The organism is Kitasatospora sp. NBC_01300 (assembly GCF_041435235.1).
GTDB lineage: Bacteria > Actinomycetota > Actinomycetes > Streptomycetales > Streptomycetaceae > Kitasatospora.
Window position 1 is genome coordinate 76,819 of sequence record NZ_CP108408.1, and the last position, 23,604, is coordinate 100,422.

A 23,604-nucleotide genomic window follows, 5' to 3' on the forward strand; every position below is an offset into this window, starting at 1 on the left:
CGCAACACTCTGTCAGGCGTACGGGTGATTCCCAATCGGTTCGGTGAACATCGCGAAGATTGATGCGCCAGAATCCCGGTCCCGGCCCGCAATCTCGTCACAACCCTGTGATATCAGTGCAGTTCAGGAACTCGAAACCGGAATTTGATGCATTTTTGTGCAACTCGCCCTTGTAGCCGTCCTGGCTGAATGTGACGATGTGCAGCAGCGTCATCCAGACCTGCGGGTCAGGAGCCCGGGGGCGCTGTCTACTCCAACATTTTCGGGAACACCGGCAGCGGGCCGTGTTGGCGCATGGGCCCGTCCGAACAGCAGAGACCGCCCGGCCCCAGCGGCCCGAGCGGTCTCTCTGCATTTCCCCATTCCCCCGGCCCGAGAGGACCCCGACCGGTGAACGGCTTCGAGTACCTGCTCGGCCTGCTGCTGGCCCAGCCCGCACGGGCCCGGGACGCGCTGCGCGCCCGCCTGCCCACCACCCGCCGGCTGCGCGCCCTGGCCTCCTCGCCGCGGGCCGAGGCGCTGCGGGCCGCCGAGCGCGAGCGGATCCGCCGGCTGGTCGAGGGCCTGGCCGCGGTGGAGGGTGTGACGCACCTGCTGACCCGCGTCGCCGACCACTGCGACCGCCCCTCCTCGCTCGGCCTGCTCACCACCACCGCCGAGGGCCGCGGCGTGCTGGTCTGCCGGATGAGCGCCGCCGCCTACTTCGCCACCGGCGAGGACGTCACCGCCGTGCTGCCCAGGATCGAGGCGGCGGGCCTGGCCGACTGGGGCTTCCCGAACACCTGGGGCGACGAACCGCCGTACTCACCGGGCACGGTCGCCTACGCGCTGCGCTACCACCGCGACCGCGGCCTCTTCCCCGACGGCCGGCGGATGCCCGGCCCGAGCCTGTCCACCGCCGACGCCACCCTGGTCTGGGACCTGCCCGGCATCCCCCGCCCGGACCCGCACTGGCCGCGCACGGGCAGCGACGTGTGCTTCCGGCACGAGCAGATCCCGCCGGACGGCGACCCGGGCGCGCTGCTGCGGGCCGCCCGCGCCGAGGGGCGGGGCCCGGTACTGGTGCTCACCTTCGGCCACGGCTGGACGGACACCTGCACGTACCACGCCGTGCCGCGCGGGCGCGGGCGCGAACCGGCCTGAGCGGCCGGTGCGGCCGGTGCGGCCGGGGGCGGCGCCCCGGCCGCGCGCACGGTTCAGGCGCTCAGCACTGGGGCCGGCGGCCGTGGTTGGCCCCGCGCCGGGCCCGGGCCTTCTTCTTGCGGCGACGCTTCGACGACATGGCCACTCCTCTCGCAACCAGGACACCCCCGGCCTCCACCGTTCCACACCCGGCCCGCACCGGCCCGCCGGGAGCGGCCGTCACGGGCCCCGGGCGGGGGCAGGCGGGGGCGGGGGCTTCAGGCGGGGGCGGCGCTCCGGTCGAGGGCGGCGCGCCAGGCGGGGCTGTCGACGTAGTGGTTGTCGAAGCGCCCGGCGGAGGCGGCGATCGCGCCCGGGTCGGTCTCGCCGCGCATCACGCGGCCCAGCAGGCGCAGGTAGTCGAAGCGGTCCATGCCCGGGGTGAACACGAACAGGACGTCGGCCTCGGCGCCCGGGGCGGCGGCGAAGGCGTGCGGGGTGTGCGGCGGCACGGCGAGGAAGTCGCCCTCGCCCAGGATCGTGACCTCCTCGCCGACCAGCACCTGCAGCGAGCCGCCGATCACGAAGAACAGCTCCCAGGCCCGGGTGTGGAAGTGCGCGGGGGCGCCGACGGCGCCCTGGGCGAAGGTGGAGCGGTAGCTGGTGAACCCGCCCTCGGTGTGCGCCGAGTCGGCGAGCAGGGTCATGGTGCTGCTCGGGTCGGCGCAGGTCTCGGCCTCGGCGTGGCGGGTCAGCACGGGGGCGGCGGGGGCGGTGTTGCTCGTCGTCATGGGACCAGGCTAGAACCGGAAAGACCGGCCATCAGGTGGCAATCGAATGCCGCTTTCATGGGTCAATTCCCGGGCCGCGTCCGCCTGGCCCGCCCGCCCGCGCCACTGCCCCGGGCCCCTGTCCCGTCAACGCGGACAGCGCGGTGGCACCCGTTCGGGGGGCGGATGTGCGGCGCGGGCCGCCGTGCCCGTAGCGTCGTCGCTGCACACGGCGTAGGGCGCGGGGAGGGTGTCGGCGATGGCGGGAGTGCCGGTCATGAGGGGTGGGCGGCGGCCCGGGCGGGCCGCCGCGGCCCTGGCGGTGGCGGCGGCACTGCTGACGGCGTCCGCCTGCGGCACCTCCCCCGTACCGGACGGCCCGGGGGACGGCGCGGGCGACGACGCGGTCGCCGCCGCCGACGGGCGGCCGCTCGCACTGGTCTACCGGGGCCCGGCGGCCTGCGAGGGCTGCCCGGAGGCGGCGCGGGAGCTGCTGGAGCGCGACGGCTTCGCGGTGCGCTACGTCGGCCCCGAGGAGCGGCTGCGCTTCGGCGCGGGCGTGCTGGCCGGCGCCGCGCTGTACGTGCAGCCGGGCGGCACCAACGGGCAGGAGGTGAGCACCGCGTGGGGCCTGATGCAGCGCGACCCGGGCTTCTCGCCGGAGCTGGTGCGCGACTACGTCCGGGGCGGCGGGCGCTACCTGGGCCTGTGCATGGGCGGCTACCTGGCCGGCGACCCGGGCTACGACCTCCTGCCGGGCGACTCCGGGCAGTACATCCGCTCCCGGGGCGCGACCGTCACCGACGAGCAGGACCGCCTCGTCGACGTCGCCTGGCGCGGCCGCCCGCAGCGGATGTACTTCCAGGACGGCCCGTACTTCGACGTCGACGGCCCGGGCGTGGACGTCCTGGCCCGCTACACCAACGACCGCGCCGCCGCCGTCATCGCCCCCTACGGCGCCGGCCGGGTGGCGGTCAGCGGCCCGCACCCGGAGGCCCCCGCGGACTGGTACCGCGACTACCACCTGCCCGACGAGTCGAAGACCGGCCTGGGCCTGGGCGACGACCTGCTGCACGACCTGATGGCGGCAGCCCCCTCGTCCTGACGTTCCGTCAACTCGCCTGCGGGTGAGCTGCGGTGTCACGCCCGCTCGGCGGGTCCGGCGGGGAACTCGGCGCGCAGCCGGGTGCGGGTGCGCATCAGGATGCGGCCGAGCATGTTCCTGCCGGTGCCGGTGCGTCCGCGCCCCCAGTAGTGGTCGGTGCCGGTGTCCTCGACGAGTTCCTCGTCGCCGGTGGCGAGCAGGACGGCGCGGATGTCCGGGTGCTCCCGGAACTTGGCCGCCACCGCCCGGCGCATCACGTCGCCCTTGACGCGCTCCCAGTCGCGGCGCAGCGGTCCGGCCGGGTCGCGGCCCAGTTCGGCGGCGCGCAGCGGGGTGCGGGCGCGGCGGACGAGGTCGGCGTGGCGGGTGCCGGCGAACTTCTGGGCCTGGAAGTAGTGCTCGGAGGTGGGCCAGAGGTGTCCGTCGAGGTGGAGGGGGTGGGGGGAGAAGTTGGAGAAGCAGCCGTGCGGGGCTTCGTCGGCGCCGTAGAAGTAGATGGTCATCGGGGCCTCGCGGAGGGGGCGTTGGCGGGATCCGTACGGTCGCAGGCGTGCGGCCGCGCCCGCAACCGGTTTTCGTCCGGTCGCGGGCGCGGGTTCGACGGGCCTCGGCGGGGGCGGCGCGGTTCACGTGGTGCTCCGTCAGCGGGACGGTGCGCAGCGGGAGCCCCCGGGCCCGGCCGGTGGCGCTACCGCCCGGCGGGGTGCAGGACGCGGTCGGCCACCAGGTCCGGCCGGTCGGTCGGCAGGGCGTGGCCGGCGCCGGGCACGATCTCCGTCCGGGCCGAGGGCACGAGGCGGCCGAGGCGCTCGGCGACCGCGTGCGCGTCGTGCATGGCGCTGCGCTCCCCGAGCAGGAACAGTGCGGGGACGTCCAGGCGGCGCAGTTCCTCGTCGGACAGGACCGGGGGCACCGGGAGCGCGCGGCGGAAGCCCATCGACGCGCGCATCAGGGCCATCAGCTCGGTCTCCAGGATGGCGCTGTTGCCGACCAGGCGGGCCAGTCGGGGGCGCAGCGCTCGCGGCGCGGTGGCGGCGAGGCCGCCGGCGATCACCCAGGCGTAGAAGCGGGCGCCGATGTCGGCGAAGCCGGCCGGGTCCACCAGGGTGAGGGAGGCGGCCCGCCCGGGGTGGTGGATCTGGTGGTGGAGCGCCAGCCAGCCGCCGTAGGAGCAGCCGACGACCTGGGCGTCCGTCACCTCCAGTGCGGTCAGGAGTTCGTCCAGCCAGGCGGCCGCGTCCCGGCCGTCGGCGATCGGGGCGCTCTGCACGCTCGCGCCCGGTTCGCCGATCGTGTCGACGGCGATGACCGGGCGGTGGCGGGCCAGCGTGTCGATGTAGCGGTGCCACATCAGTGCGTTTCCGCCCGAGCCGGGCAGCAGCACGATCGGCTCGCCGTGTTGCGGGCCGGTGCGGTAGACGCGGGTGGTCCCGAACGCGGTCGGGAGGTCCAGCGCCGTCCGTGGCCCGGGCCACAGTTCCGTCAGGGCCCGCTCGTAGGCGGCGCGAAACCGGTCCCCGGCCTGGTCGTTCTTGAACTGGCTGATTCGCATGATACATGTGTATCACGGCATGATACGGGTGTACCAGGGAGGTCGTTCATGAACGCGCGGGTCGATCACGAGGAACGCCGGCGGCAGATCGCCGAAGCACTGCTGCGCATCGCCGACACCCAGGGGCTGCAGGCGGCCAGCATGCGGGCGGTCGCCACCGAGGCGGGCGTCTCCCTGCGGCTGGTGCAGTACTACTTCACGACCAAGGAGGGGCTGCTGCTGGACGCGCTGGAGCGGCTCGGCGCCCAGCTCCAGGCCCGCATGGCGGCGTGGATCACCGCGGCCGCCACCCCGCCCACGCCGCGCGGCCTGGTGACCGCGGTCCTGTCCAGCATCCTGCCCACCGACCCGGAGAGCCGCCGGATCACCCGCACCTACGCCGCGTACTACACGCTGGTGCTCAGCGATCCCGCGCTGGTGGAGAAGCACGGGACGCCCCAGCCCGACCTGTTGGAGGGCTTCCTCGCCAAGCAGGTCCGCGCGGCCCAGCAGGACGGGCAGATCGACCCCGCCAGGGACCCGGAGATGACCGCCGCCGGGCTGCTGGCCATGGTCAACGGCCTCGGCTCCAGCGTGCTCGGCGGCCAGCGCACCGGCGACGCCGCGCTGGCGATCCTCACCCACCACCTGGACGAGCTGTTCCGCGGCCGCCCCCGCGGTGACGCTGCCCCGGACCTGCCGACCGCCTGACCTGTCACCCCCCCCCGGACCGGCCGGCCTTCCCCCGCCGCCGGGGCGGGCCACCGTTCGGCCGGATCCCGTCCGGCCGCCCCGCAGGCGCCCTGTCCGCCCCGGCGCCGGTGCACGAGAATGTGCCGGTCCCGCGCGAGGGGCCGGCGAAAGCGGCCGACTCCCCTGCCGGGCACTCCTTTTCCGTTACCGAATGGGGAGGTTCACCGACCGTGTACAGGAGACTTCCGCAAGCCGTGCTGTCGGGTGTGCTGGTCGTGGCCTTCGCGGGAACGACCGCGTGGGCCACGACGACGGCGGGCACCGCCCCCGCGCCGGGCGTCGCCGCCGGGTGCGGGGCCGACGCGACCGCCCAGGGCCTGGCCAGTACCGCCCTCCCGAACACCCTGCTGGAGACGCCGCGCTCCGACGGGCGGACCGAACAGTTCCAGCAGTTCTACGACAGTTCGGCGGCCTCCCTCCTGCCCTTCGTCTGGCACCGCTCCCAGGACGCGCCCGGGGGCGCCTACGGCGGCTGGGAGCGCGTCAGCGCCACCCCCGTGGGCCCGAAGCTGTACCAGGTGAGCGCCGTCGAGAACAGCGCCGGCGCCCTGGAGGTGTTCTTCGCCTCCTACGGCGGCTTCTGCCACACCGTCCTGCCCGCGCCCGGCGGCTCCTGGACCCCGACCGAGAACTTCGAGCTGTCACCGCCGCCCTACCACGGCGGGCTCACGCTCTTCAGGGAACGCGACGGCCGACTGCACGTCTTCGCCTCCGGCGCCGACACGAACGCGGCCATGGAGGTGCGCAGCCAGGACGGCGACGCCCGGGACTCCTGGGGCCCGGTGCGCCGGCTGCCCCGGCTGCCGGACCCCAACGCGGGCCTGGGCGCGCCGTCCTCGATCGTCCAACTGCCGGACGGGCGGCTGCGGGTGACCGTCCGCGAGTGGAACCGCGACCGCTCCTGGCGGACCACCGAGGCGGACCGGTTCGTCTCCTGGGAGCCGTGGCAGCTCTGCGCGGACAGCACCTGCGCCTGACGGCCGGGCCGCGGGCAGCCTGACCGCCGGGGCACGGGCGGGCGCTCCCGGGCGGGCGCTCGCCCGTCCGGGCGGGCTGCGCTGGCGGCCGGGTGGGGCCGCCGGTATGCCTGGGGGGACGGCGAGGCGGCGGAGAGGACGGCGGGGTGGGCGGCGCGGACGGGGACGGGAGCGGGGAGCGGGACGGCGGGGAGATGCGGGCGCCGGGCAACCGGGCGGTGGTGCTGGGGGTGCTGGCCTCCACCGCGGTGGTGCTGCTCGCCCAGGTGGCGAGCGGCACCAGCGCCCGGCTGGTGCTGCTGCTGGTGTTCCTGCCGGCCCTGCTGGCGGGGCTGGGCACCGTCGCGCAGACGGTCGCGGCCTCGGTGTGGGTGGCCGGGGTGGTGGCGGTCAGCACGGTGCTGTTCCCGCCGTCCTCGCTGGCCGCCCGGGTGGGCACCCTGGTGGGGGTGGTCGGCGCCGAGGCGGCCGTGGTCGGGCTGTGCGCGCGCCGGGTGCGGCGCGAGCGGGAGCTGTTCCGGATGCGGCAGACCGCCGTCGCCCTGCAACGCCAGCTGCTGCGCCCGCTGCCGGTGCTCACCCCCGACGTCCAGCTGTACGGGCTGTACCGGCCGGTGGAGGAGGACGCCCTGGTCGGCGGCGACCTGTACGACGTCGCCGACACCCCGTACGGCACCCGGGTGCTGGTGGGCGACGTGCAGGGCAAGGGCCTGCCGGCGATCGGCGCGGGCTTCGCGGTGCTGAGCGCCTTCCGGGAGGCGGCCTTCCGGGAGCCGGCGCTGACCGGCGTCGCGGACGCCCTGGAGGCGGCGGTGGAACGGCACAACGCGTACGCGGTGCAGGGCGGCGAGAGCGAGCGCTTCGTCACCGCGACCGTGCTGGGCGTGGAGCGCGGCGCGGACGTGCAGGCCGTCAACTGCGGCCACCTCGCCCCCTACCTGCTGCACGACGGCCGGGTCGAGGCCGTGCCGCTGCCGGCCGGGGTGCCGCTCGGGCTGGCGGAACTGGCCGACGAGGTGCGCACCGTCCGGTGGTTCGCGCTGCCCGAGGACGGCGTGCTGGTGCTGCTCACCGACGGGATCACCGAGGCCCAGGACGCCACCGGCGCGTTCTACCCCGTCGAGCGGGGCCTGGCCGCCCTCGCCGCCGCCCCCGCCTCCCTGCTGCCCGAGGCCCTGGACCGCGAGGCCCGCCGCTGGAGCGGGGGCCGCAGCCGCGACGACGTCACGGCGCTGTCCCTGCGCCGCGCGCCCTGAGACTGCCGGGGCTCCCCTGGGGTGTCCTCACTGCTTGAGGAACTCCAGCAGGTCGGCGTTGAAGCGCTCCTTGTCGCCGGGGACCATCGCGATGCCGTGCGAGCCGTTCTCGTACACCTTCAGGACGGCGCCGGGGATGATCCGGGCGGCCCGGCGGGCGGTCGCCTCGACGGGGACGATCCGGTCGTCGTCGCCGTGCACGATCAGGGTGGGGATGTCGAACCTGGCCAGGTCCTCGTGGAAGTCGGTGTAGCCGAAGGCGTCCACGCAGTCGACGCCGCCCTCGATGGTCTGGTGCATCGCCATGAACCAGAACGCGTCCCGGTTGCCCTGGGTGGCGCGGGAGCCGGGGCGGTCGGCGGAGAAGAAGTTGACGGAGGTGTCCTGCCAGAACTGGGAGCGCTCGGTGAGGATGCCGGCCTTGATGTCGTCGAAGACGGTGCCGGGCACGCCGTGCGGGTTGTCGGGGCCCTGGAGCATGGACGGGGTGATCGCCGACAGCAGGACGGCGGAGCGGATCCGCCCGGTGCCGTGGCGGCCGATGTAGCGGGCGAGCTCGCCGCCGCCCATGGAGTGGGCCACCAGGGTGACGTCGCGCAGGTCGAGCCCGGTGAGCAGGCTGTCGAGGTCGTCGGCGAAGGTGTCGAAGTCGTAGCCGCCGTAGACCGGGGCGGAACGGCCGTGGCCGCGCCGGTCGTGGGCGATGGCCCGCAGGCCGGCGTCCGCGACGGCCTTCAGCTGGTCCTGCCAGGCGTCGCCGTTGAGCGGCCAGCCGTGGATGAACACGACGGGGCGCCCGCTGCCCCAGTCCTGGTAGAAGATCTCGACGCCGTCGCGGGTCCTGGAGATGGGCATGCTCCTGCTCCTTCGGGTGGTGCGCCGGGGGTGGGGCGGCCTGCCGGGGTGACCTGCCGGGGGCGGCCTGCCGGGCCGCGGGTTTCATCCAACGGGAGGCGGGTGGGGCCCGCATCCCGCGGCGGCCGGGGCCCGGGCGGGAGCGGACGCGGCGCTACGCCGTTCGGGTGAGGGCGGGCGAGTTCCGGGTGAGGGCGGGTGAGTTCCGGGTGAGGGCGGTTCAGCCGCTCTCGCGCATGCGGGTGCCGAGGGCGTCGGGGGGCAGCAGCGGCGCCGGGTAGCCGGCCGGGGGCTCGGCGAGCTCCCAGGGGCGGTGGACGTCCCGGGCCGGCAGGTGGGCGAGCTCGGGGACCCAGCGGCGCACGTAGGCGCCGTCGGGGTCGTAGCGGTCGGCCTGGCGCAGCGGGTTGAGGACGCGGTTGGGGCGGGTGTCGGTGCCGGTGCCGGCGGCCCACTGCCAGTTGAGCTGGTTGTTGGCGAGGTCGCCGTCGACGAGCAGGGCGAGGAAGTGGGCGGCGCCGGGGCGCCAGTGGTGGCGCAGGCTCTTGGTGAGGAAGGAGGCGGTGAGCAGGCGGGCCCGGTTGTGCATCCAGCCCTCGTGGGCGAGTTGGCGCAGGCCGGCGTCGACGATCGGGTAGCCGGTGCGGCCCTCGCGCCAGGCCTGGAGCTCGCGTTCGTCGTCGTACCAGCGGACGGGGCGGGGGCGGTAGTCGGCGTGGGCGGCGTCGGGGCGGGCCGCGAGGACCTGGTGGTGGAAGTCGCGCCAGGCGAGCTGGCGCACCAGCGCGGCCGCGCCGGGGGTGTCGGACTTCCCGGCGCGGTGGGCGAGTTCGGTGGCGGACAGGCAGCCGAAGTGCAGGTACGGCGAGAGGCGGGAGGTGGCGTCGGCGGCGAGGTCGTCGTGCAACTGCTCGTAGTCGTCCGGGTTCCAGGCGCGCAGGCGGCGGCGGGCGGCGCTCTCGCCGCCGGGGGCGCGGCCCGGGGAGGTGCCGGCGGGGGCGGCGGGCAACGGGGCGCTCGCGGGGCCGTCGGGGGTGGCGAGGGTGCGCGGGGCGGGCAGGACGGTGCGCCGGGGGGCCTGCTGCCAGGCGCGGTGGTAGGGGGTGAAGACGGCGTAGTGGTCGCGCCCGGCCGGGGTGACGAGGCCGGCGGGGACGATGGTGAGCGCGGCGTCGTGCAGGTGCAGGCGCTCGCCGAGGGCGCGGCGCAGGGCGTGTTCGCGGCGGGTGGCGAAGGCGGAGACGCCGGCGTTGGTGTGGACGGTGTCGGCTGCGCACTCGGCGGCCAGGCGGGCGGCCTGTTCGGCGGGGTCGCCGTGGCGCAGGACCAGGCGGGAGCCGGCGGCGCGCAGCGCCCGGTCGAGGTCGGCGAGGCTCTCGGCGAGGAAGGCCTGCCGGTTGGGGGCGGCGAAGCCGGCCCGGGCGATGGCCGGGTCGAGGACGAACAGGGGGACGACCTGGTCGGCGCGGGTGCGGGCGGCGTGCAGGGCGGGGTTGTCGTGCAGGCGCAGGTCCTGGGTGAACAGGACGACGGCGGTGCTCATCGGGGGCCTCGTGCGGTGGAGTGCGGGTGCGGGTGTCGGGTGTCGGGAGGCGGGTGTGGGTGGGGGGTGCGGGTGGGGGGTGCGGGTGGGGGGTGCGGGGTGGGGGGTGCGGGGTGGGGGTGTCAGGCGGCGGGTCGGGCGGGTCGGGCGCGTTCGGTGATGTTGCGGGCCATGGCGCCGAACACCAGGGCGTGGAAGGGCGCCACCGACCACCAGTAGAGGTGGCCGGCCAGTCCGTGCGGGTGGAACAGCGCCCGCTGCTGGTAGAGCGCGCCGCCGTCGCCGTCGGGGGTCACGCGCAGTTCGAGCCAGGCCAGGCCCGGCAGGCGCATCTCGGCGCGCAGCCGCAGCAGGCGTCCGGGTTCGATCTCCTCGACCCGCCAGAAGTCGAGCGCGTCGCCGACCCGCAGCCGGTGGCGGTCGCGGCGGCCGCGGCGCAGGCCGACGCCGCCGGCCAGGCGGTCCAGGCGTCCGCGCAGGGCCCAGGCCAGCGGCAGGGAGTACCAGCCGTTCTCGCCGCCGACGCCCTCCACCACCCGCCACAGCGCGGCCGGGTCGGCGGCCACCCGGCGCCGGCGCAGGTCCTGGTAGAGGCTGCCGCCGGCCCAGTCGGGGTCGGTGGGCAGCGGGTCGCTGGGCGCGCCGGGCAGGGAGGCGGAGGACCAGCGGGTGGAGACCTGGGCGTCGCGGATGCGCCGCAGGGCCAGTTCCACGGCCCGGTCGAAGCCGGTCAGGCCCTCGGGCGGGTCGGGGATCCAGCAGGCGATGTCGTGTTCGCGGCACACCACCTCGTGGCGCAGCGACTCCACCAGCGGGCGGGCGAGCGAGCCCGGTACGGGGGTGACCAGGCCCACCCAGTGGCTGGACAGGCGCGGGGAGAGCACGGGCACCGGCACGATCAGGCGCCGGGGCAGGTCGGCGACCTCGGCGTAGTGGCGCATCATCAGCCGGTAGGTGAGCACGTCGGGCCCGCCGATGTCGAAGGTGCGGTCGACCTCGGGGGGCAGGGCGGCGGCGCCGACCAGGTAGCGCAGCACGTCGCGTACGGCGATCGGCTGGATGCGGGTGTCGACCCAGCGGGGGGTGACCATCGCCGGGAGCCGTTCGGTCAGGTGGCGCAGCATCTCGAAGGAGGCCGAGCCGGAGCCGATGATCACCGCGGCCCGCAGTTCGGCGGTGGGGACGCCGCCCGTGCGCAGGGCGCGGCCCACTTCGGCGCGCGAGCGCAGGTGGGCCGACAGGTGCGGTTCGGGGACCCCGGCGGGCAGCAGTCCGCCGAGGTAGACGATGCGCCGGGTGCCGGCGGCGGCGGCCGCCTCGGCGAAGGCCTCGGCGGCCTGCCGGTCCCGGGTCTCGAAGCCGGGCCCGGTGCCCAGGGAGTGGACCAGGTAGTAGGCGGCGTCGATCCCGTCGAAGGCCGCGGGCAGGGTCTCGGGGCGGGTGACGTCCCCGGTGACGGCCTCCACGTCGGCCCGCCAGGGCTGGTCCCGCAGCCGGAGCGGGTCGCGGACCAGGCAGCGCACCCGGTACCCGGCGGCGAGCAGTTCGGGCACCAGGCGCCCGCCGATGTAGCCGGTGGCGCCGGTGACCAGGCAGTGCGGGCGCGTCCGGGTCGGCTCGTCCACCTGCGGCTCCTCTCGTGCGGGCGGGTGCGCCCCCCGTGCCCCGCCAGGCGCGGGGGCGCTGCCGGGGTGTTCGGAGCGGACGCGGCCGGGGATTGGACACGGCCGGGGATTCGAGTCTCCCAGGGGTCTCCTGCGGGCGCCCGGGCGTGCGCGCGGGGGCGGGGAGGCCGGGGCGGGCGCGGGGGCCGGGAGCCGTGCGGGCGCGGGGGCCGGGAGCCGTGCGGGCGCGGGGGCCGGGAGCCGTGCGGGCGCGGGGGCCGGGAATCCGGTGTCCTTGGCGGGCAATCCGCGCCGGGTGCGGCTTCGAACGCCTGACGTCGCCGTGTTCCGTCGGCCCGGCCGGGTGTCCGCCCGGCCGGGATTCCCTGGAGGTCGTGCCCATGCCCACCGTTCACTGGCCGGGGCCGTCGCCCGTGTGTTGCGAGCACGAGGTGGCCGGATGAGCACGGTCGTCCACCTGTCCGGGCCGGGGCGTCCGGGCACCGACCTCAAGGAGCTGCTGAGCAGGACCGCGCTCGGCGACCGGGAGGCGTTCGGTCGGCTGTACGACGCGGTGGCGGGCCCGGTGCTGGGGCTGGTCCGCCGGGTGCTGCGGGATCCGGCGCAGTCCGAGGAGGTCGCGCAGGAGGTGATGCTGGAGGTGTGGCGCACCTGCGCCCGCTACCGGCCCGAGCGCGGGGAGGTGCTGGCGTGGGTGCTGACCATCGCCCACCGCCGCGCCGTGGACCGGGTGCGGGCGGCGCAGGCGGCCGCCGACCGCGACCGGCGGGCCGCCGCCGCCTCGCACACGCCGGCGTTCGACGAGGTCGCCGAGCAGGTCGAGGGGCGGCTGGAGCGCGAGCAGGTGCGGCGCTGCCTGAAGGGGCTGACCGAGCTGCAGCGGGAGTCGATCACGCTGGCCTACTACCGCGGGTACACCTACCCGCAGGTCGCCGAACTGCTCGGCACGCCGCTGGGCACCGTCAAGACCCGGATGCGCGACGCGCTGATCCGGCTGCGCGACTGCCTGGGAGTGGGAGCATGAGCGGCGCCGACCTGCACACGCTGACCGGCGCCTACGCCGCGCACGCCCTCGACGCGGACGAGCGCGCGCAGTTCGAACGCCACCTGGCGCAGTGCCCGGCCTGTGCCCGGGAGGTCGCCGAGTTCACGGCGACGCTGGCCAGGCTGGGCGCCGCGCAGGCCGTCGCGGTGCCCGGGGAACTGAAGTCGCGGGTGATGGGCGCGCTGGACACCGTCCGGCAGGAGGCGCCGCGCGCCGCGGCCGGGCCCGACGGCGCCCGGCGCCCCGGGCGGCTCGCCCGCGGCTGGCCCCGGCTGGCGCTGGCGGCCTGTCTGGCGGCGGCCGCGGCCCTCGGCGGCGTGGCCGTCCAGCAGCACCGGGAGGCGGACCGGGCCAGGGCTCTCGCCGCCACGCTGCAGCGGCACCAGGACCAGGTCACCGGGCTGCTGACGGCACCCGACGCCCGGCGGGCGAGCGGCCCGGCGGCCGGCGGCACCGGCAGCGGGGCGGTGGTCTGGTCGCACGACAAGGGCCGGGCCGTCCTCCTGGCCTCCGGCCTGCCCGCCCCGGCGGACGGCACGGCGTACGAGCTGTGGTTCGACGACGGCGCCGCGATGCGCCCGGCGGGGCTGATGCCCCGGGGCGACGGCGCGTTCCTGCTGGACGGCCCCCTGGACGGCGCGCGCGGCATCGGGGTCACGGTGGAGCCCTCGGCCGGCTCCGCGCACCCCACGGGGGCGCCGGTCCTGCTGATCCCGTTCACCTGAGCGGGAGGGCCGGGCCGGGCGGACGGCCGGGCCGGGGTCAGGCCGGGCCGGGCGGGGGTCAGGAGACGGTGAGGGGGCCGCTCAAGGGGTGCTCGGGCGCCCCTTGAGCGGCCCTCACCCCTGACCGGGCGGTGTCACCCGGCCAGAGCGATGTCACCCGATCGGGGGGTATCCGGACTCGCACCCATCCGGTGGAGCCGGACCGCCGAATGAGGACCGTGACCGATGAGACGAGCAGCAGCCCGCCGGGCGCCCTCCCCCGAGCACGCACCCGTGCCGCCGGGCCGGCCGTGGCGGCGCTGTGCGGGCTGGCGGCCGCCGCCGCGGCCGTGGGAGCCGGTGAGGCGGCGGCGGCGTTCACCCGCCCCCAGGCCTCACCGGTGGTGGCGATCGGCTCGGCGGCGATCGACCTCGCGCCCACCGCCGTCAAGACGTGGGCGGTCCAGCGGTTCGGCACCGGCGACAAGGCGGTCCTGCTGGGCGGGATCTACACCGTCATGGGCCTCGCGGCCGCGGCCCTCGGCGTGCTGGCCGTACGCCGTCGCGGTGCGGCGGCCGCCCTGTTCGCGGCCTTCGGCGGCCTCGGCGCCTGGGCCGCGCTGGCCCGCCCGCAGGCCGTCCCCACCGACCTGCTGCCCTCCGCCGCCGCGGCCGGCGGCGCGGTCGCCGTGCTGTGGTGGCTGACCCGACCCGCCTTCTCCCCCGGCCTCTCCCCCGACCCTTCCCCTGGCCCTTCCTCTGGCCCTTCCTCTGACCCTTCCTCTGGCCCTTCCCCCGGCTCGGGCCCGGTCCGGCCGACCGGGCCCGGGCGGCGGCGCGTCCTGGCGGCCGGCGCCACGATCGGCGCGGCCGCCGCCCTCGGCACGGCCGGACGCGTCCTGTCCGACCGGCGCGGCGACGTCAGCGCGGCCCGCGCCGCCGTCCGCCTGCCGCCGCCGCTGCGCCCGGCGCCGCCACTGCCGCGCGCGGTCGGCGCCACGGTCCCCGGCCTGCCCCCGTTCATCACCCCCACCGCCGACTTCTACCGCGTCGACACCGCCCTGACCCTGCCGCGCATCGACCCGCGCGCCTGGTCGCTGCGGCTGCACGGCCTGGTCGACCGCCCGCTGCTGATCGGCTTCGACGACCTGCTCGCCCTCGGGCTGGAGGAGCTGGACCACACCCTGTCCTGCGTCTCCAACGAGGTCGGCGGCCCCTACGCGGGCACCACCCGCTGGCTCGGCGCCTCGCTGCCCGCCCTGCTGCGCCGCGCCGGCGTCCGCTCCGGCGCCGAGCAGCTCGTCGGCCGCTCGCAGGACGGCATGACGATCGGCACCCCGGTCGAGACGCTCCTCGACGGGCGCCAGGCGCTGCTCGCGGTGGCGATGAACGGCGAGGCGCTGCCCGTCGAGCACGGCTTCCCCTGCCGCACGGTGGTGCCCGGCCTCTACGGCTACACCTCGGCCACCAAGTGGCTCGTCGACCTGGAGGTGACCACCTTCGCCGCCCGCGACCCGTACTGGGTGCAGCGCGGCTGGGACCGCACCGGCGAGGTCCGCACCGCCTCGCGGATCGACGTGCCCGCGCCGTTCGCCCGCGTACCGCCCGGCGACGTGACGGTGGCCGGCACCGCCTGGGCCACCCACCGAGGCATCGCCGCCGTCGAGGTGCGCGTCGACGGCGGGCCCTGGCGGCAGGCCGAACTGGCCGCCGACGCCGGGCCCGACCTGTGGCGCCAGTGGACCCACACCTGGACCGGCGCCGCCCCCGGGACCCACCGCCTCGAGGCCCGTGCCACCGACGGCACCGGGGCCGTCCAGCCCGCCACCCGCACACCCCCCTACCCCTCGGGGGCGACGGGCTGGCACAGCGTCGTCGTCACCGTCACCTGACCCCACTCCCACGACTTCCCCACCCCTTCGGCACCCGGGATCCGCCCGATGCCCCCTGACAGGAGAATCCGTCCATGAACACGACCGTCCTGGTCCGCAAGCCCTTCGCCGCCGTCCTCGCCGCCGGCCTGCTGGCCGCCGCCCTGAGCGCGTGCAGCAGCAGCGGTGGCGGCGGCGGCGAGGCGAAGTCCTCGGACACGGCCAAGAGCACCACCGCGGCCGCCGCGCCCCAGCCGTCCGGTGCCCAGGCTTCCGGTGCCCCGGCTTCCGGTGCCCAGGCCGCCGAGCAGGTGACGGCCGGGCAGCCGTTCGGCACCGCGTGCGCGGCCGTCCCCAAGGACGGGGCGGGCAGCTTCACCGGCATGGCCAAGGACCCGGTCGCCACCGCCGCCTCCAACAACCCGCTGCTGTCCACCCTCGTCACCGCCGTCAAGCAGGCCGGCCTGGTGGACACCCTCAACTCCGCGAAGAACATCACCGTCTTCGCCCCCACCAACGACGCCTTCGCCAAGCTCCCGAAGAAGGACCTCGACGCCGTCCTCGCCGACAAGGACAAGCTCACCAAGATCCTCACCTACCACGTCGTCCCCCAGCGCCTGGCTCCGGCGACACTCGCCGGCGGGCACAAGACCCTGGCCTCCGACGACCTCACCGTGACCGGCGCCGCCCCGGACTTCACCGTCAACTCCGCCGCCAAGGTGCTGTGCGGCGACGTCCAGACCGCCAACGCCACCGTCTACATCGTCGACACCGTCCTGATGCCCGCCTCCTGACCCGGCATCAGCCCATGAACCGCGGCCCCCGGCGAACAACCCCCGGTAACCGGGGGCCGCACCCCCACCTCCCCACGCCCCGCAGGCCCCGCAGACCCCGCAGGCCCGCCCGTGCACAGGAAGTCGGACCCGCCGACTTCCTGTGCACTGCGGCGTTGCGGCCCCCGCCAGGGAAATATGTAGACCGACCGGCATATTTCTCGTGCTCCACGATTCCGGCCGCGTGAGAAGTCGACAGGTCCGACTTCTCGCGCGCGCCGAACCGCTCCCACCGCCCGGCCCCCGCCCGCCCACCCACCGTCCGCGCAGCCGAATATGTAGACCGACCGATATATTTTTGCCCCTTTGCGGCGCCCCGCACAGGAAGTCGGGCAGGCCGACTTCCTGTGCGCACTGTGGGCACTGTGGGCGCGATCAAATCTGTAGACCGGTCGGTATATTCATGCCCGAAGCCAGCGGCGCGAGCCGGCCTGTGGAACCGCGCCACATGACCACACCGGCAGGCGGGGGTCAGCGCAGCAGGTGCTCCAGCTGGTCGAGGGCGGTGGGCAGGTCACGGGGGCGCAGGGCACCCGGGGGGCGGCGGGAGCCGGTCCAGCCGGGGCCGGCGGTCAGGACGACGGGACGGGTGCGGGCACCGTGGGGGCCCCACGCGGTCTCGGCGACACGGCGGGCCAGGGCCCGGTCGGCGGTGCGGGCGACCTGGGACCAGAGCAGGACGGCGGGCGGGCCGGTGCGGCGGACCGCTTCCAGCAGCGCTTCGGTCGGCAGGGCCGGGCCGAACATCCGAAACGGCAGGCCCCGTTCGGCCAGCCCCGCGGCCAGCGCCTCCAGCGGCAGGGCATGCAGTTCGGCGGGCATGCCCGCGAGCAGGACGGCCGGCCCCTGCGGCGGCTCGACCCGGTCGGCGGCGCGGCGCAGAGCGGCCGCGACGTGCCAGGACAGCAGGTGCTCGACCTCGACGTAGCGCTCGCCCTCGGCGGCCCACTTGCGGCCGGCGGCGCGCAGCGCGGGCATCATGACCTCGGTCCAGGCGGCGACCGGGCCGAGGGTGTCGACGCTGTGTCGCAGGATCCGGGCGAGCTCGGGGGCGTCGAGGCGAACGGCCGCGCGGGCCAGCCCCCGGCATTCGGGGCGGACGGTGCCGACGGGCAGGGTGTTCCCGCCGCCGCCTGCCGGTGCGCCGGCAGGCGGCGGCGGTTCGTGAGCCTCGGGGGGTTCTGGGGCCTCGGCGGCGAGGGCGAGGCGGGCCGCCTCGGCCGGGGTGACGCCGCGGGCGGTCAGACGGCACATCTCCGCCAGGACGGCGACGTCCCGCGGGCTCCACTGGCGGTGTCGCCCGGGATCGCGCCGGGCGGGACCGATGCCGTAGCGGCGTTCCCAGGAGCGGACGGTGGTCGGGGAGACGCCGAGCATGCGGGCGAGGGCACCGGTGGTCAGGCTGGCCTGGGCCGGAGGCCGGCCGGCGGAGGCAGTCACGGGAACGGGGACCGGGACGGGGACGGGCACATACGTGAGCCTATGCGGGGCGGGCCGGGGCGGCGGGCGTCGCGAATGCGGGGCGGCACAGCAGGACTCGTCCCGCGGAAGCGGTCGGTGCGCGCAGGAAGTCGGACCCGCCGACTTCCTACGCACACCCCGGTTGCGGACCTGGAGGGAATATGTAGGTCGGTCTACAGATTCACTCCCCGGCGCGCCGAGGCCCCCGGCAGGTGCGAGCCCGGGCACAGAACCTTGCCGCCGACGCGCACAGGAAGTCGGACCCGTCGACTTCCTACGCGCACCACGACCGCGGGCCCGAGAGGAATATGCAGGTCGGTCTACAGATTCGGCAGGCAGGTGCAGGTGCGGGGCTGTGCCGGGTGGGGTGGGGGGTCGGCGAGTTGGGTGCGCAGGCGTAGCAGGGCGTCGCGGATGCGGGTCTTGACGGTGCCGAGGGGGGCGCCGAGGGCTTCGGCGGCCTGGGCTTGGGTGCGGCCGCCGTAGTAGACCAGCAGCAGGCATTCGCGCTGGACGTCGGTGAGGGTGGCCAGGGCGCGGCGGAGCCGTTCGCGTTCCCGGCCGCGGTCCAGGTCGTGTTCGACCTGGTCGGCGACCTCGTCGAAGACCGGGGTGTAGGCGCGCAGGGCGGCGGTGCGGTCGCGGTCGGCGGCGGCCTGGGCGGAGCGGACCCGGTCGACGGCGCGCCGGTGGGCGAGGGTGAGCATCCAGGGCAGGACCTCGCCGCGCTCGGGACGGTAGCGCGCCGCCTCCCGCCACACCTGGAGGAACACCTCCTGGGTGACCTCCTCGGCCTGGGCGTGGTCGCGCAGCACCCGCAGCACCAGGCCCAGGACGGTTCCGGCGGTGGCGGCGTACAGCTCCTCGAAGGCCCGTTCGTCGCCGCCGGCCACGCGTGCCGCCAGGGCGCGCAGCCCGGCCTGCCCGCCGTCGCCCGGGGGTTCGATGCCGGGGGGTTCGGTGCGGGGCGTCTCGCCTGCCGGGGGCCGGGGCGCCGGGGGCCGGGGTGCCGGCCGGTCGATCAGTGCGTGCACATGGCGACCGTCTCGGAGCGGCCATCGCCTGGGCTACTCGCATCGTTTGCGCATCGTTGTGCCCGTGCGTGTGCCCGCGCGTGCGCTCCCCGGGCTGCCGCGGTGGTCCGGCCCGTCCGGCTTCGAAGCGTTGTGAGCCGCGTCACTTTCGCGGTGGCGGTGCAGCAGGGCGGTGCCGGGGGCCGTCATGGGGGCGAAGGTGACGGCGGAAGAGTGAGAAGAGTGAAGAGAGCGAGGGCGGCGGGTGAGGCTGCGCAGGGCCAGTCCCGGGATCGACTTCGTCGAGTTCGTACAGCAGCGTTCGGGCGCGCTGTTCCGGACGGCGTACGTGCTCACCGGGGACGCGCACACCGCGGAGGACCTCGTCCAGGAGGCGCTGGAACGGTCCTGCCGCAACTGGCGGCGGGTGGCGGCCGCGGAGGCGCCCGAGGCGTACGTGCGCCGGATCCTGGTGAACCTGGTCAACGACCGGTGGCGGCGGCTGAGCCGCTCCGGTGAGCGGCCCGGCGCGGCGCCCGGCGCCGAGCACGCGGACCCGCGCGACGCCTACCGGTCGGTGGAGTTGCGCGCGGAGCTCGTCACGGCGCTGCACACGCTGCCGATGGGGATGCGCACCGTGGTCGTCCTGTACTACCTCCACGACCTGGGGGACCAGGAGATCGCGCAGACGCTGGACATCTCCCCCGGCGCCGTGCGCTCCCAACTCGCCCGCGGCCTCGCGAAACTGCGGGCCGCACTGCCCCGGCAGGACGTCCCGTCCGCGCCGCCGACCTCGCGCGGAGGTGCGTGATGACCCGCTTCCCGTCCCACGATCCCGACCACCCCTCCCCCGACCCCGGCTTCGACCCCGGCCCCGGCTTCGACCACGACTTCGACAAGGAACTCCTCGCCGCCATGACCGCATTCGCCGACAACACCCCGGCCCCCGCCATCGATGCCCTCGCCATCCGGCGCACGGTGCGCCGTCGCACCGTGCTCAGCGGCGCGGTGGCGGCGGCCGCGGTGGTCGCCATCGGCACGGGTGCGGCACTGCTCGCGCCGGGTTCGGGCCCGTCGCCCTCCGGCGGCCTGCCCGCGGGCCCCGCGAACGCCTCGGCGCCGATGTCCTCCGGCGCGCCATCCCCCGCCGGGTCCGCTCCCGCGCCCGGGCCGTCGATGGCCTTCGGCACCCCCTCCCCGGTGATGCAGCCGACCGACGGGGTGCAGGTGAGTGTGCCGCCGGTCGTCAACCTGGCCAAGGACGCGGCCGTCAGGGCGCTGGAGGCGGCGGGACTGCGCTACGAGGTCCACGAGTTCACCGACTGGAACGTGCCCGCCGGGTCGGTCATCAACTCCGCGCCGCAGGCCGGCCACACCGCGCCCGAGCACTCGACGGTCCAGGTGTTCGTCTCCAAGGGCAGGCCGGGCCGCTGACCGGCACCGTCACGCCCAACACCGCCACTCAGGCGGCGAGTTGACGACATCCCCCGGCCTCCCGCCACACGGGCGGCGAAGCGGCCGGGCGAGGCCGGCCGCAGCAGGGCGGGCGGGCCGTGGACTGGGCCGACTGGGCTGTGGACCGGGCCGGCCGGGTGAGGAGCGACGCGGTGGCGGTCCCCTGCCCCGGCCCCCCTGCTGCGGGCCCCACCTGCGGCGATCTAGGGTGCAGGCATGATCTCCTCACCGATATCCGGCCCCGACCAGGCGATGCGGGTGCTGATGGAGGGCAATGCCCGTTTCGTCGCGGGCAGCCCGGAGCACCCCAACCAGGACGCCGGGCGCAGGGCCGCCCTCGCGCCGGCTCAGCGGCCCTTCGCGGTGCTGTTCGGCTGTTCGGACTCCCGGCTGGCGGCCGAGATCATCTTCGACCGGGGGCTGGGCGACCTGTTCGTGGTGCGGACGGCCGGGCACGTCACCGGGGCGGAGGCGCTGGGCAGCATCGAGTACGGGGTGAGCGTGCTGGAGTGCCCGCTGGTGGTGGTGCTGGGGCACGACTCGTGCGGCGCGGTGGGCGCGGCGATGGATGCGCTGGACCAAGGGCGGCTGCCGGGCGGGTTCGTGCGGGACGTGGTGGAGCGGGTCACCCCGAGCGTGGTGTCGGCCCGGGCCGCGGGCATCGAGGACCCGGACGGGATCGTCGACGAGCACATCCGCCAGACCGTGGACCTGCTGCTGGAGCGTTCCCAGCTGCTGGCCGCCAAGGTGGCCGAGGGCTCGGCGGCCGTCGTGGGTCTGTCCTACCGGCTGCGCGACGGCCAGGCCCGTACGGTGGCCGCCCGCGGTCCGGTCAGCGCCGCGTTCTGACCGCCGGCCCGTACGGGCGCTGAACCCGCCCGTACGGCCGTGCCGGCGTGCCGGGCCTTGCCGGCGTGCCGGGCCTTGCCGGCGTGTCGGGCCTTGCCGGCGTGTCGGGCCGAGCCGATGCGTGCGGGGCCGTCCAACGTAGGGCCGTCCGGCGTAGGGCCGCGCGCCCCCGCCGGGGCCGGGAACGCGGTGTCCGATCGCCGCCAGCGCCCCCTCCCGGGCGGGGGCAGAGTCGGAGGCCGGCAACGGTTCCCCACCCAAGGACGGCTCCCGTGCACAAGGCCACCGACCTCAAGGTCCTCTACTTAGGCACCCCGGTGGTGCTGATCAGCTCGCGCAACGAGGACGGCGGCGCCAACCTGGCGCCGATGTCCTCGGCGTGGTGGCTGGGGCAGTCCTGCGTGCTGGGCCTGGGCAACACCGCCCAGACGGCCGTCAACCTGCGGCGCGAGGGCGAGTGCGTGCTCAACCTGCCCTCCTCCGGGCAGGTGGACGCCGTCGACGCCCTCGCGCTGCTGACCGCCAACCCGGATGTGACCGAGCACCGGCGGCAGCAGGGCTACCGCTTCGAGCGGGGCAAGTTCGCCGTCGCCGGGCTCACCGAGCAGCCGTCGGAGCTGGTGCGCGCGCCGCGCGTCGCCGAGTGCCCGGTCCAGCTGGAGTGCAGGTTGGAGGCGGCCGCGCCGCTGGCGGGCAACCCGCACTGCACCGCCTTCGAGGTCACCGTGGTGCGCGCGCACGTCGAGGAGCGCCTGATCGTGCCCGGTACGGACCACTACGTGGACCCGCTCGGCTGGGATCCGCTGATCATGAAGTTCTGCGAGTTCTTCGGCGACGGGCGCCGGCTCGCCCCCTCCCGGCTCGCCGAGGGCTGGCAGATGCCGGGCCGCCTGCCCGCCGGTGTCCGGGCCTGACGCCCCGCCGCGGGTCCGCGGGCCCCGCCGCCCGCCCGGCCGTCCGACGAGCCGTCCGCCTACCCGACCACCCAGCCGAGCGCCCGCCCGACCGCCCGGCTTCCCGCCCGTCCGTCTAGTCGGCCGCCGCGGCGGGCACCAGGTCGTGGAGCAGGAAGTGGAGCTCGGTGTCGTCCGCCGACTCCATCCACAGCCCGTCGGCGTCGAGCACCGAGGCCGCGACCGTCCGCGCCTCGGCGACGAGTTCGGGGTGGGAGTCGAAGCCCGGCCACGGCAGGACGGGGAAGTCGTTGTCCTCGCCGAAGCGCCGCACCCGTTCGATGTCGCCCAGGACGGCGGGCGGCAGCGACTCGTTCGCCCAGGACCACAGCCAGGTCTGCCGGGCGAGGCTGACGCTGCCGATCATCGTGAGCCGGCCGGTGAGGAACACCTCGCTCCTGCGCGACCACTTCCTCCTGCGCGACCAGGTGATCCGCGCGTCGTCCATCGACCAGTGGTACTGCACGTCACCTGACAGTCCGAAGCGCTCGACCATGAGGGCCTGCCGCGAGCGGGCACGTTCGCGGGCCGCGATCACGACGCCCTCCCACCGGGAGTGGTCGTGCTTCGAGTGATCGTCCACCGTGCCTCCTCGTACGGAACTGCCGGCAAGATCATCCCATTCGGCCTGCTGCTCCGTCCGGGCCCGGCGTGATCCGCAGGAAGGCCCCTACGCGCTGGCGCCGCAGGAGTCGCAGATGCGGGTGGCGGGCAGTTGGAGGAAGCAGGAGGGGCAGATCGCCGGGGGGCGGGGCGGGGTGGCGGCGGCCGCCTTGCGGTTGACGGCCGCTTGCAGGCGCGGGGCCAGGGCGGGGGTGCCGCCGTCGGCGGGGAGCTGGGCGCCGAAGTGCCGGTAGCAGGCGAGGCGGGCGGCGGCGGCGTGGTGTTCGCGGTCCATGTCCGCTGCCAGCGGCGGCTGTCCGGCCACGGCCAGCACTTCCTGGTAGCCGACGCCGACCATGCCGTCGGTGGAGTGGACCACCAGTGCGGTCAGCGGCGGGTCCCCGCGGCGGTGCGCCTCGCGCACCACCAGGGCCAGGACCTTGCCGATCCAGGTGCGCTGGTGCACCCGGGTGCGCACCCCGGCCGCCTCCTGCACGGTCTCGGCCAGTTCGGAGTAGGTGATCACCGCGTGGTAGCGGCGGGCCACGTCCACCAGGGCCGGGTAGGCGGCCCTGGTCCAGGCGACCTGGGCCTGGGTGGAGCTGACCGCCGAACCGTCCGCGACCCGCCAGTAGCCGCGCTGTTGCTGTTCCATTCGACCGCCCCTGAAACCTCGTCCGCCGGCCCCCGCCGGGAGCGAGGCTACCCCGCCCTCCGGCGCCCCGGGCCGCCGGGGGCTTGACTTCAAGTGCTGTTGAAGTCGTCGAATGGGTCCCGACCGCAGCCGTACGGGCATCGCGGTCGATGCCCCGCCCGTACGGAACGACCCGGGTCCGGGGCCGCCTGCTTCCCGATCGTGCCGCAGGCGGCCCCGGCCCCGTCGTCGTCGTCCGCCGGCCCACCATCCGCCATCCGCCACGGGGCGCAGGCCGGGCGTCACCAGCAGAGCCGGGCGACGGGCATCACCAGCAGAGCCGGAGCCGGGCGGCAGGCTCAGGCCGCGGCTTCGGCGAGGGTGTGGGCGACGAGGGCGTTGGCGTGGCCGTGGCCGAGGCCGTGCTCGGTCTTGAGCCAGGCGACGAGCTCCATGTGCTTGCCGAGCGGGGAGGCCCGGATGAGGTCCTTCCACTCGGCGACGGGTCGGCCGTACTTCTTCTCGATGGACGGGAAGTAGCCGGCGGGGCCCTTGGCGGGGGTGGCGGTCATGGTCGGTACGCCCTTTCGGGAACGGATGCGGTCGCGGTCTACCCAGGTAGGACCGCGACCGCATCGTCAACTCA

The 23,604-nt window shown here is 75.8% G+C and carries 24 protein-coding genes; 13 read left to right on the forward strand and 11 right to left on the reverse strand.

Going from position 1 to position 23,604, the window contains the following annotated elements:
* Nucleotides 1–390: 390 nt before the first annotated feature.
* On the forward strand, nucleotides 391–1,143 hold the full coding sequence (locus OG556_RS00390; protein ID WP_371515253.1) for a hypothetical protein: 753 nt from the start codon (nucleotides 391–393) through the stop codon (nucleotides 1,141–1,143).
* 257 nt (nucleotides 1,144–1,400) lie between these two features.
* Here OG556_RS00390 and OG556_RS00395 read toward each other — a convergent pair whose 3' ends face one another.
* On the reverse strand, nucleotides 1,401–1,913 hold the full coding sequence (locus OG556_RS00395; protein WP_371515254.1) for a cupin domain-containing protein: 513 nt from the start codon (nucleotides 1,911–1,913) through the stop codon (nucleotides 1,401–1,403).
* A 256-nt stretch (nucleotides 1,914–2,169) separates the two neighbouring features.
* Between OG556_RS00395 and OG556_RS00400 the strand changes: the two genes are divergently transcribed.
* Entirely contained in the window at nucleotides 2,170–2,997 is an 828-nt protein-coding gene (locus OG556_RS00400; protein WP_371515255.1) for a BPL-N domain-containing protein, read from the forward strand.
* Nucleotides 2,998–3,032: 35 nt separating this feature from the next.
* Here the strand turns inward: OG556_RS00400 and OG556_RS00405 are convergent, their stop codons facing one another.
* Nucleotides 3,033–3,500, reverse strand: coding sequence for an NADAR family protein (locus tag OG556_RS00405; protein WP_371515256.1), 468 nt, complete (start codon nucleotides 3,498–3,500; stop codon nucleotides 3,033–3,035).
* Between the two features lie 185 nt (nucleotides 3,501–3,685).
* Nucleotides 3,686–4,549 carry an alpha/beta fold hydrolase gene (locus OG556_RS00410; protein WP_371515257.1) on the reverse strand — a complete coding sequence of 288 codons (864 nt, stop codon included), beginning with the start codon at nucleotides 4,547–4,549 and terminating at the stop codon, nucleotides 3,686–3,688.
* A gap of 48 nt (nucleotides 4,550–4,597) precedes the next feature.
* Between OG556_RS00410 and OG556_RS00415 the strand changes: the two genes are divergently transcribed.
* From OG556_RS00415 to OG556_RS00425, 3 genes are all read left to right on the forward strand, one after another.
* Nucleotides 4,598–5,239 carry a TetR/AcrR family transcriptional regulator gene (locus tag OG556_RS00415; RefSeq protein WP_371515258.1) on the forward strand — a complete coding sequence of 214 codons (642 nt, stop codon included), beginning with the start codon at nucleotides 4,598–4,600 and terminating at the stop codon, nucleotides 5,237–5,239.
* Between the two features lie 212 nt (nucleotides 5,240–5,451).
* Nucleotides 5,452–6,258 carry a hypothetical protein gene (locus OG556_RS00420; protein ID WP_371515259.1) on the forward strand — a complete coding sequence of 269 codons (807 nt, stop codon included), beginning with the start codon at nucleotides 5,452–5,454 and terminating at the stop codon, nucleotides 6,256–6,258.
* A 146-nt stretch (nucleotides 6,259–6,404) separates the two neighbouring features.
* A complete protein-coding gene (locus OG556_RS00425) occupies nucleotides 6,405–7,514 on the forward strand; it encodes a PP2C family protein-serine/threonine phosphatase (protein ID WP_371515260.1) in 1,110 nt (369 codons plus the stop codon).
* A gap of 27 nt (nucleotides 7,515–7,541) precedes the next feature.
* Here OG556_RS00425 and OG556_RS00430 read toward each other — a convergent pair whose 3' ends face one another.
* From OG556_RS00430 to OG556_RS00440, 3 genes are all read right to left on the reverse strand, one after another.
* Nucleotides 7,542–8,369, reverse strand: a complete 828-nt coding sequence (locus OG556_RS00430) for an alpha/beta fold hydrolase (RefSeq protein ID WP_371515261.1) — start codon at nucleotides 8,367–8,369, stop codon at nucleotides 7,542–7,544.
* Between the two features lie 220 nt (nucleotides 8,370–8,589).
* On the reverse strand, nucleotides 8,590–9,912 hold the full coding sequence (locus OG556_RS00435) for a deoxyribodipyrimidine photo-lyase (protein ID WP_371515262.1): 1,323 nt from the start codon (nucleotides 9,910–9,912) through the stop codon (nucleotides 8,590–8,592).
* Between the two features lie 122 nt (nucleotides 9,913–10,034).
* Nucleotides 10,035–11,537: an SDR family oxidoreductase gene (locus tag OG556_RS00440; protein ID WP_371515263.1), complete on the reverse strand. Its 1,503-nt coding sequence runs from the start codon at nucleotides 11,535–11,537 to the stop codon at nucleotides 10,035–10,037.
* 439 nt (nucleotides 11,538–11,976) lie between these two features.
* Between OG556_RS00440 and sigK (OG556_RS00445) the strand changes: the two genes are divergently transcribed.
* From sigK (OG556_RS00445) to OG556_RS00460, 4 genes are all read left to right on the forward strand, one after another.
* Nucleotides 11,977–12,561, forward strand: coding sequence for an ECF RNA polymerase sigma factor SigK (sigK, locus tag OG556_RS00445; protein WP_371515264.1), 585 nt, complete (start codon nucleotides 11,977–11,979; stop codon nucleotides 12,559–12,561).
* Nucleotides 12,558–13,307 (forward strand): anti-sigma factor domain-containing protein, encoded by a 750-nt coding sequence (locus OG556_RS00450; RefSeq protein ID WP_371515265.1) that lies wholly within the window; start codon nucleotides 12,558–12,560, stop codon nucleotides 13,305–13,307. The genes sigK (OG556_RS00445) and OG556_RS00450 overlap by 4 nt, the downstream gene beginning before the upstream one ends.
* A gap of 209 nt (nucleotides 13,308–13,516) precedes the next feature.
* Nucleotides 13,517–15,178, forward strand: coding sequence for a molybdopterin-dependent oxidoreductase (locus OG556_RS00455; RefSeq protein WP_371515266.1), 1,662 nt, complete (start codon nucleotides 13,517–13,519; stop codon nucleotides 15,176–15,178).
* Between the two features lie 74 nt (nucleotides 15,179–15,252).
* Nucleotides 15,253–15,951, forward strand: coding sequence for a fasciclin domain-containing protein (locus OG556_RS00460; protein ID WP_371515267.1), 699 nt, complete (start codon nucleotides 15,253–15,255; stop codon nucleotides 15,949–15,951).
* Between the two features lie 510 nt (nucleotides 15,952–16,461).
* On the opposite strand, the gene OG556_RS00465 is transcribed toward OG556_RS00460, so the two are convergent.
* Both OG556_RS00465 and sigK (OG556_RS00470) read right to left on the reverse strand, forming a co-directional pair.
* Nucleotides 16,462–17,430 (reverse strand): MerR family transcriptional regulator, encoded by a 969-nt coding sequence (locus OG556_RS00465; protein ID WP_371515268.1) that lies wholly within the window; start codon nucleotides 17,428–17,430, stop codon nucleotides 16,462–16,464.
* A gap of 341 nt (nucleotides 17,431–17,771) precedes the next feature.
* Nucleotides 17,772–18,398: an ECF RNA polymerase sigma factor SigK gene (sigK, locus tag OG556_RS00470; RefSeq protein ID WP_371522508.1), complete on the reverse strand. Its 627-nt coding sequence runs from the start codon at nucleotides 18,396–18,398 to the stop codon at nucleotides 17,772–17,774.
* Nucleotides 18,399–18,735: 337 nt separating this feature from the next.
* Between sigK (OG556_RS00470) and OG556_RS00475 the strand changes: the two genes are divergently transcribed.
* From OG556_RS00475 to OG556_RS00490, 4 genes are all read left to right on the forward strand, one after another.
* Nucleotides 18,736–19,275, forward strand: coding sequence for a SigE family RNA polymerase sigma factor (locus OG556_RS00475; RefSeq protein ID WP_363378197.1), 540 nt, complete (start codon nucleotides 18,736–18,738; stop codon nucleotides 19,273–19,275).
* Entirely contained in the window at nucleotides 19,275–19,898 is a 624-nt protein-coding gene (locus tag OG556_RS00480; protein WP_371515269.1) for a PASTA domain-containing protein, read from the forward strand. The genes OG556_RS00475 and OG556_RS00480 overlap by 1 nt, the downstream gene beginning before the upstream one ends.
* A 237-nt stretch (nucleotides 19,899–20,135) precedes the next feature.
* Complete coding sequence (locus OG556_RS00485) at nucleotides 20,136–20,768, forward strand: carbonic anhydrase (RefSeq protein ID WP_371515270.1); 633 nt, start codon at nucleotides 20,136–20,138, stop codon at nucleotides 20,766–20,768.
* Between the two features lie 272 nt (nucleotides 20,769–21,040).
* Complete coding sequence (locus tag OG556_RS00490) at nucleotides 21,041–21,682, forward strand: flavin reductase family protein (protein ID WP_371515271.1); 642 nt, start codon at nucleotides 21,041–21,043, stop codon at nucleotides 21,680–21,682.
* 115 nt (nucleotides 21,683–21,797) lie between these two features.
* Here the strand turns inward: OG556_RS00490 and OG556_RS00495 are convergent, their stop codons facing one another.
* From OG556_RS00495 to OG556_RS00505, 3 genes are all read right to left on the reverse strand, one after another.
* Nucleotides 21,798–22,304, reverse strand: a complete 507-nt coding sequence (locus OG556_RS00495; RefSeq protein ID WP_371515272.1) for a DUF6882 domain-containing protein — start codon at nucleotides 22,302–22,304, stop codon at nucleotides 21,798–21,800.
* Nucleotides 22,305–22,391: 87 nt separating this feature from the next.
* Nucleotides 22,392–22,979, reverse strand: a complete 588-nt coding sequence (locus OG556_RS00500; RefSeq protein ID WP_063352909.1) for a hypothetical protein — start codon at nucleotides 22,977–22,979, stop codon at nucleotides 22,392–22,394.
* A 338-nt stretch (nucleotides 22,980–23,317) separates the two neighbouring features.
* On the reverse strand, nucleotides 23,318–23,530 hold the full coding sequence (locus OG556_RS00505; protein WP_371515273.1) for a DUF4287 domain-containing protein: 213 nt from the start codon (nucleotides 23,528–23,530) through the stop codon (nucleotides 23,318–23,320).
* Nucleotides 23,531–23,604: the final 74 nt, after the last annotated feature.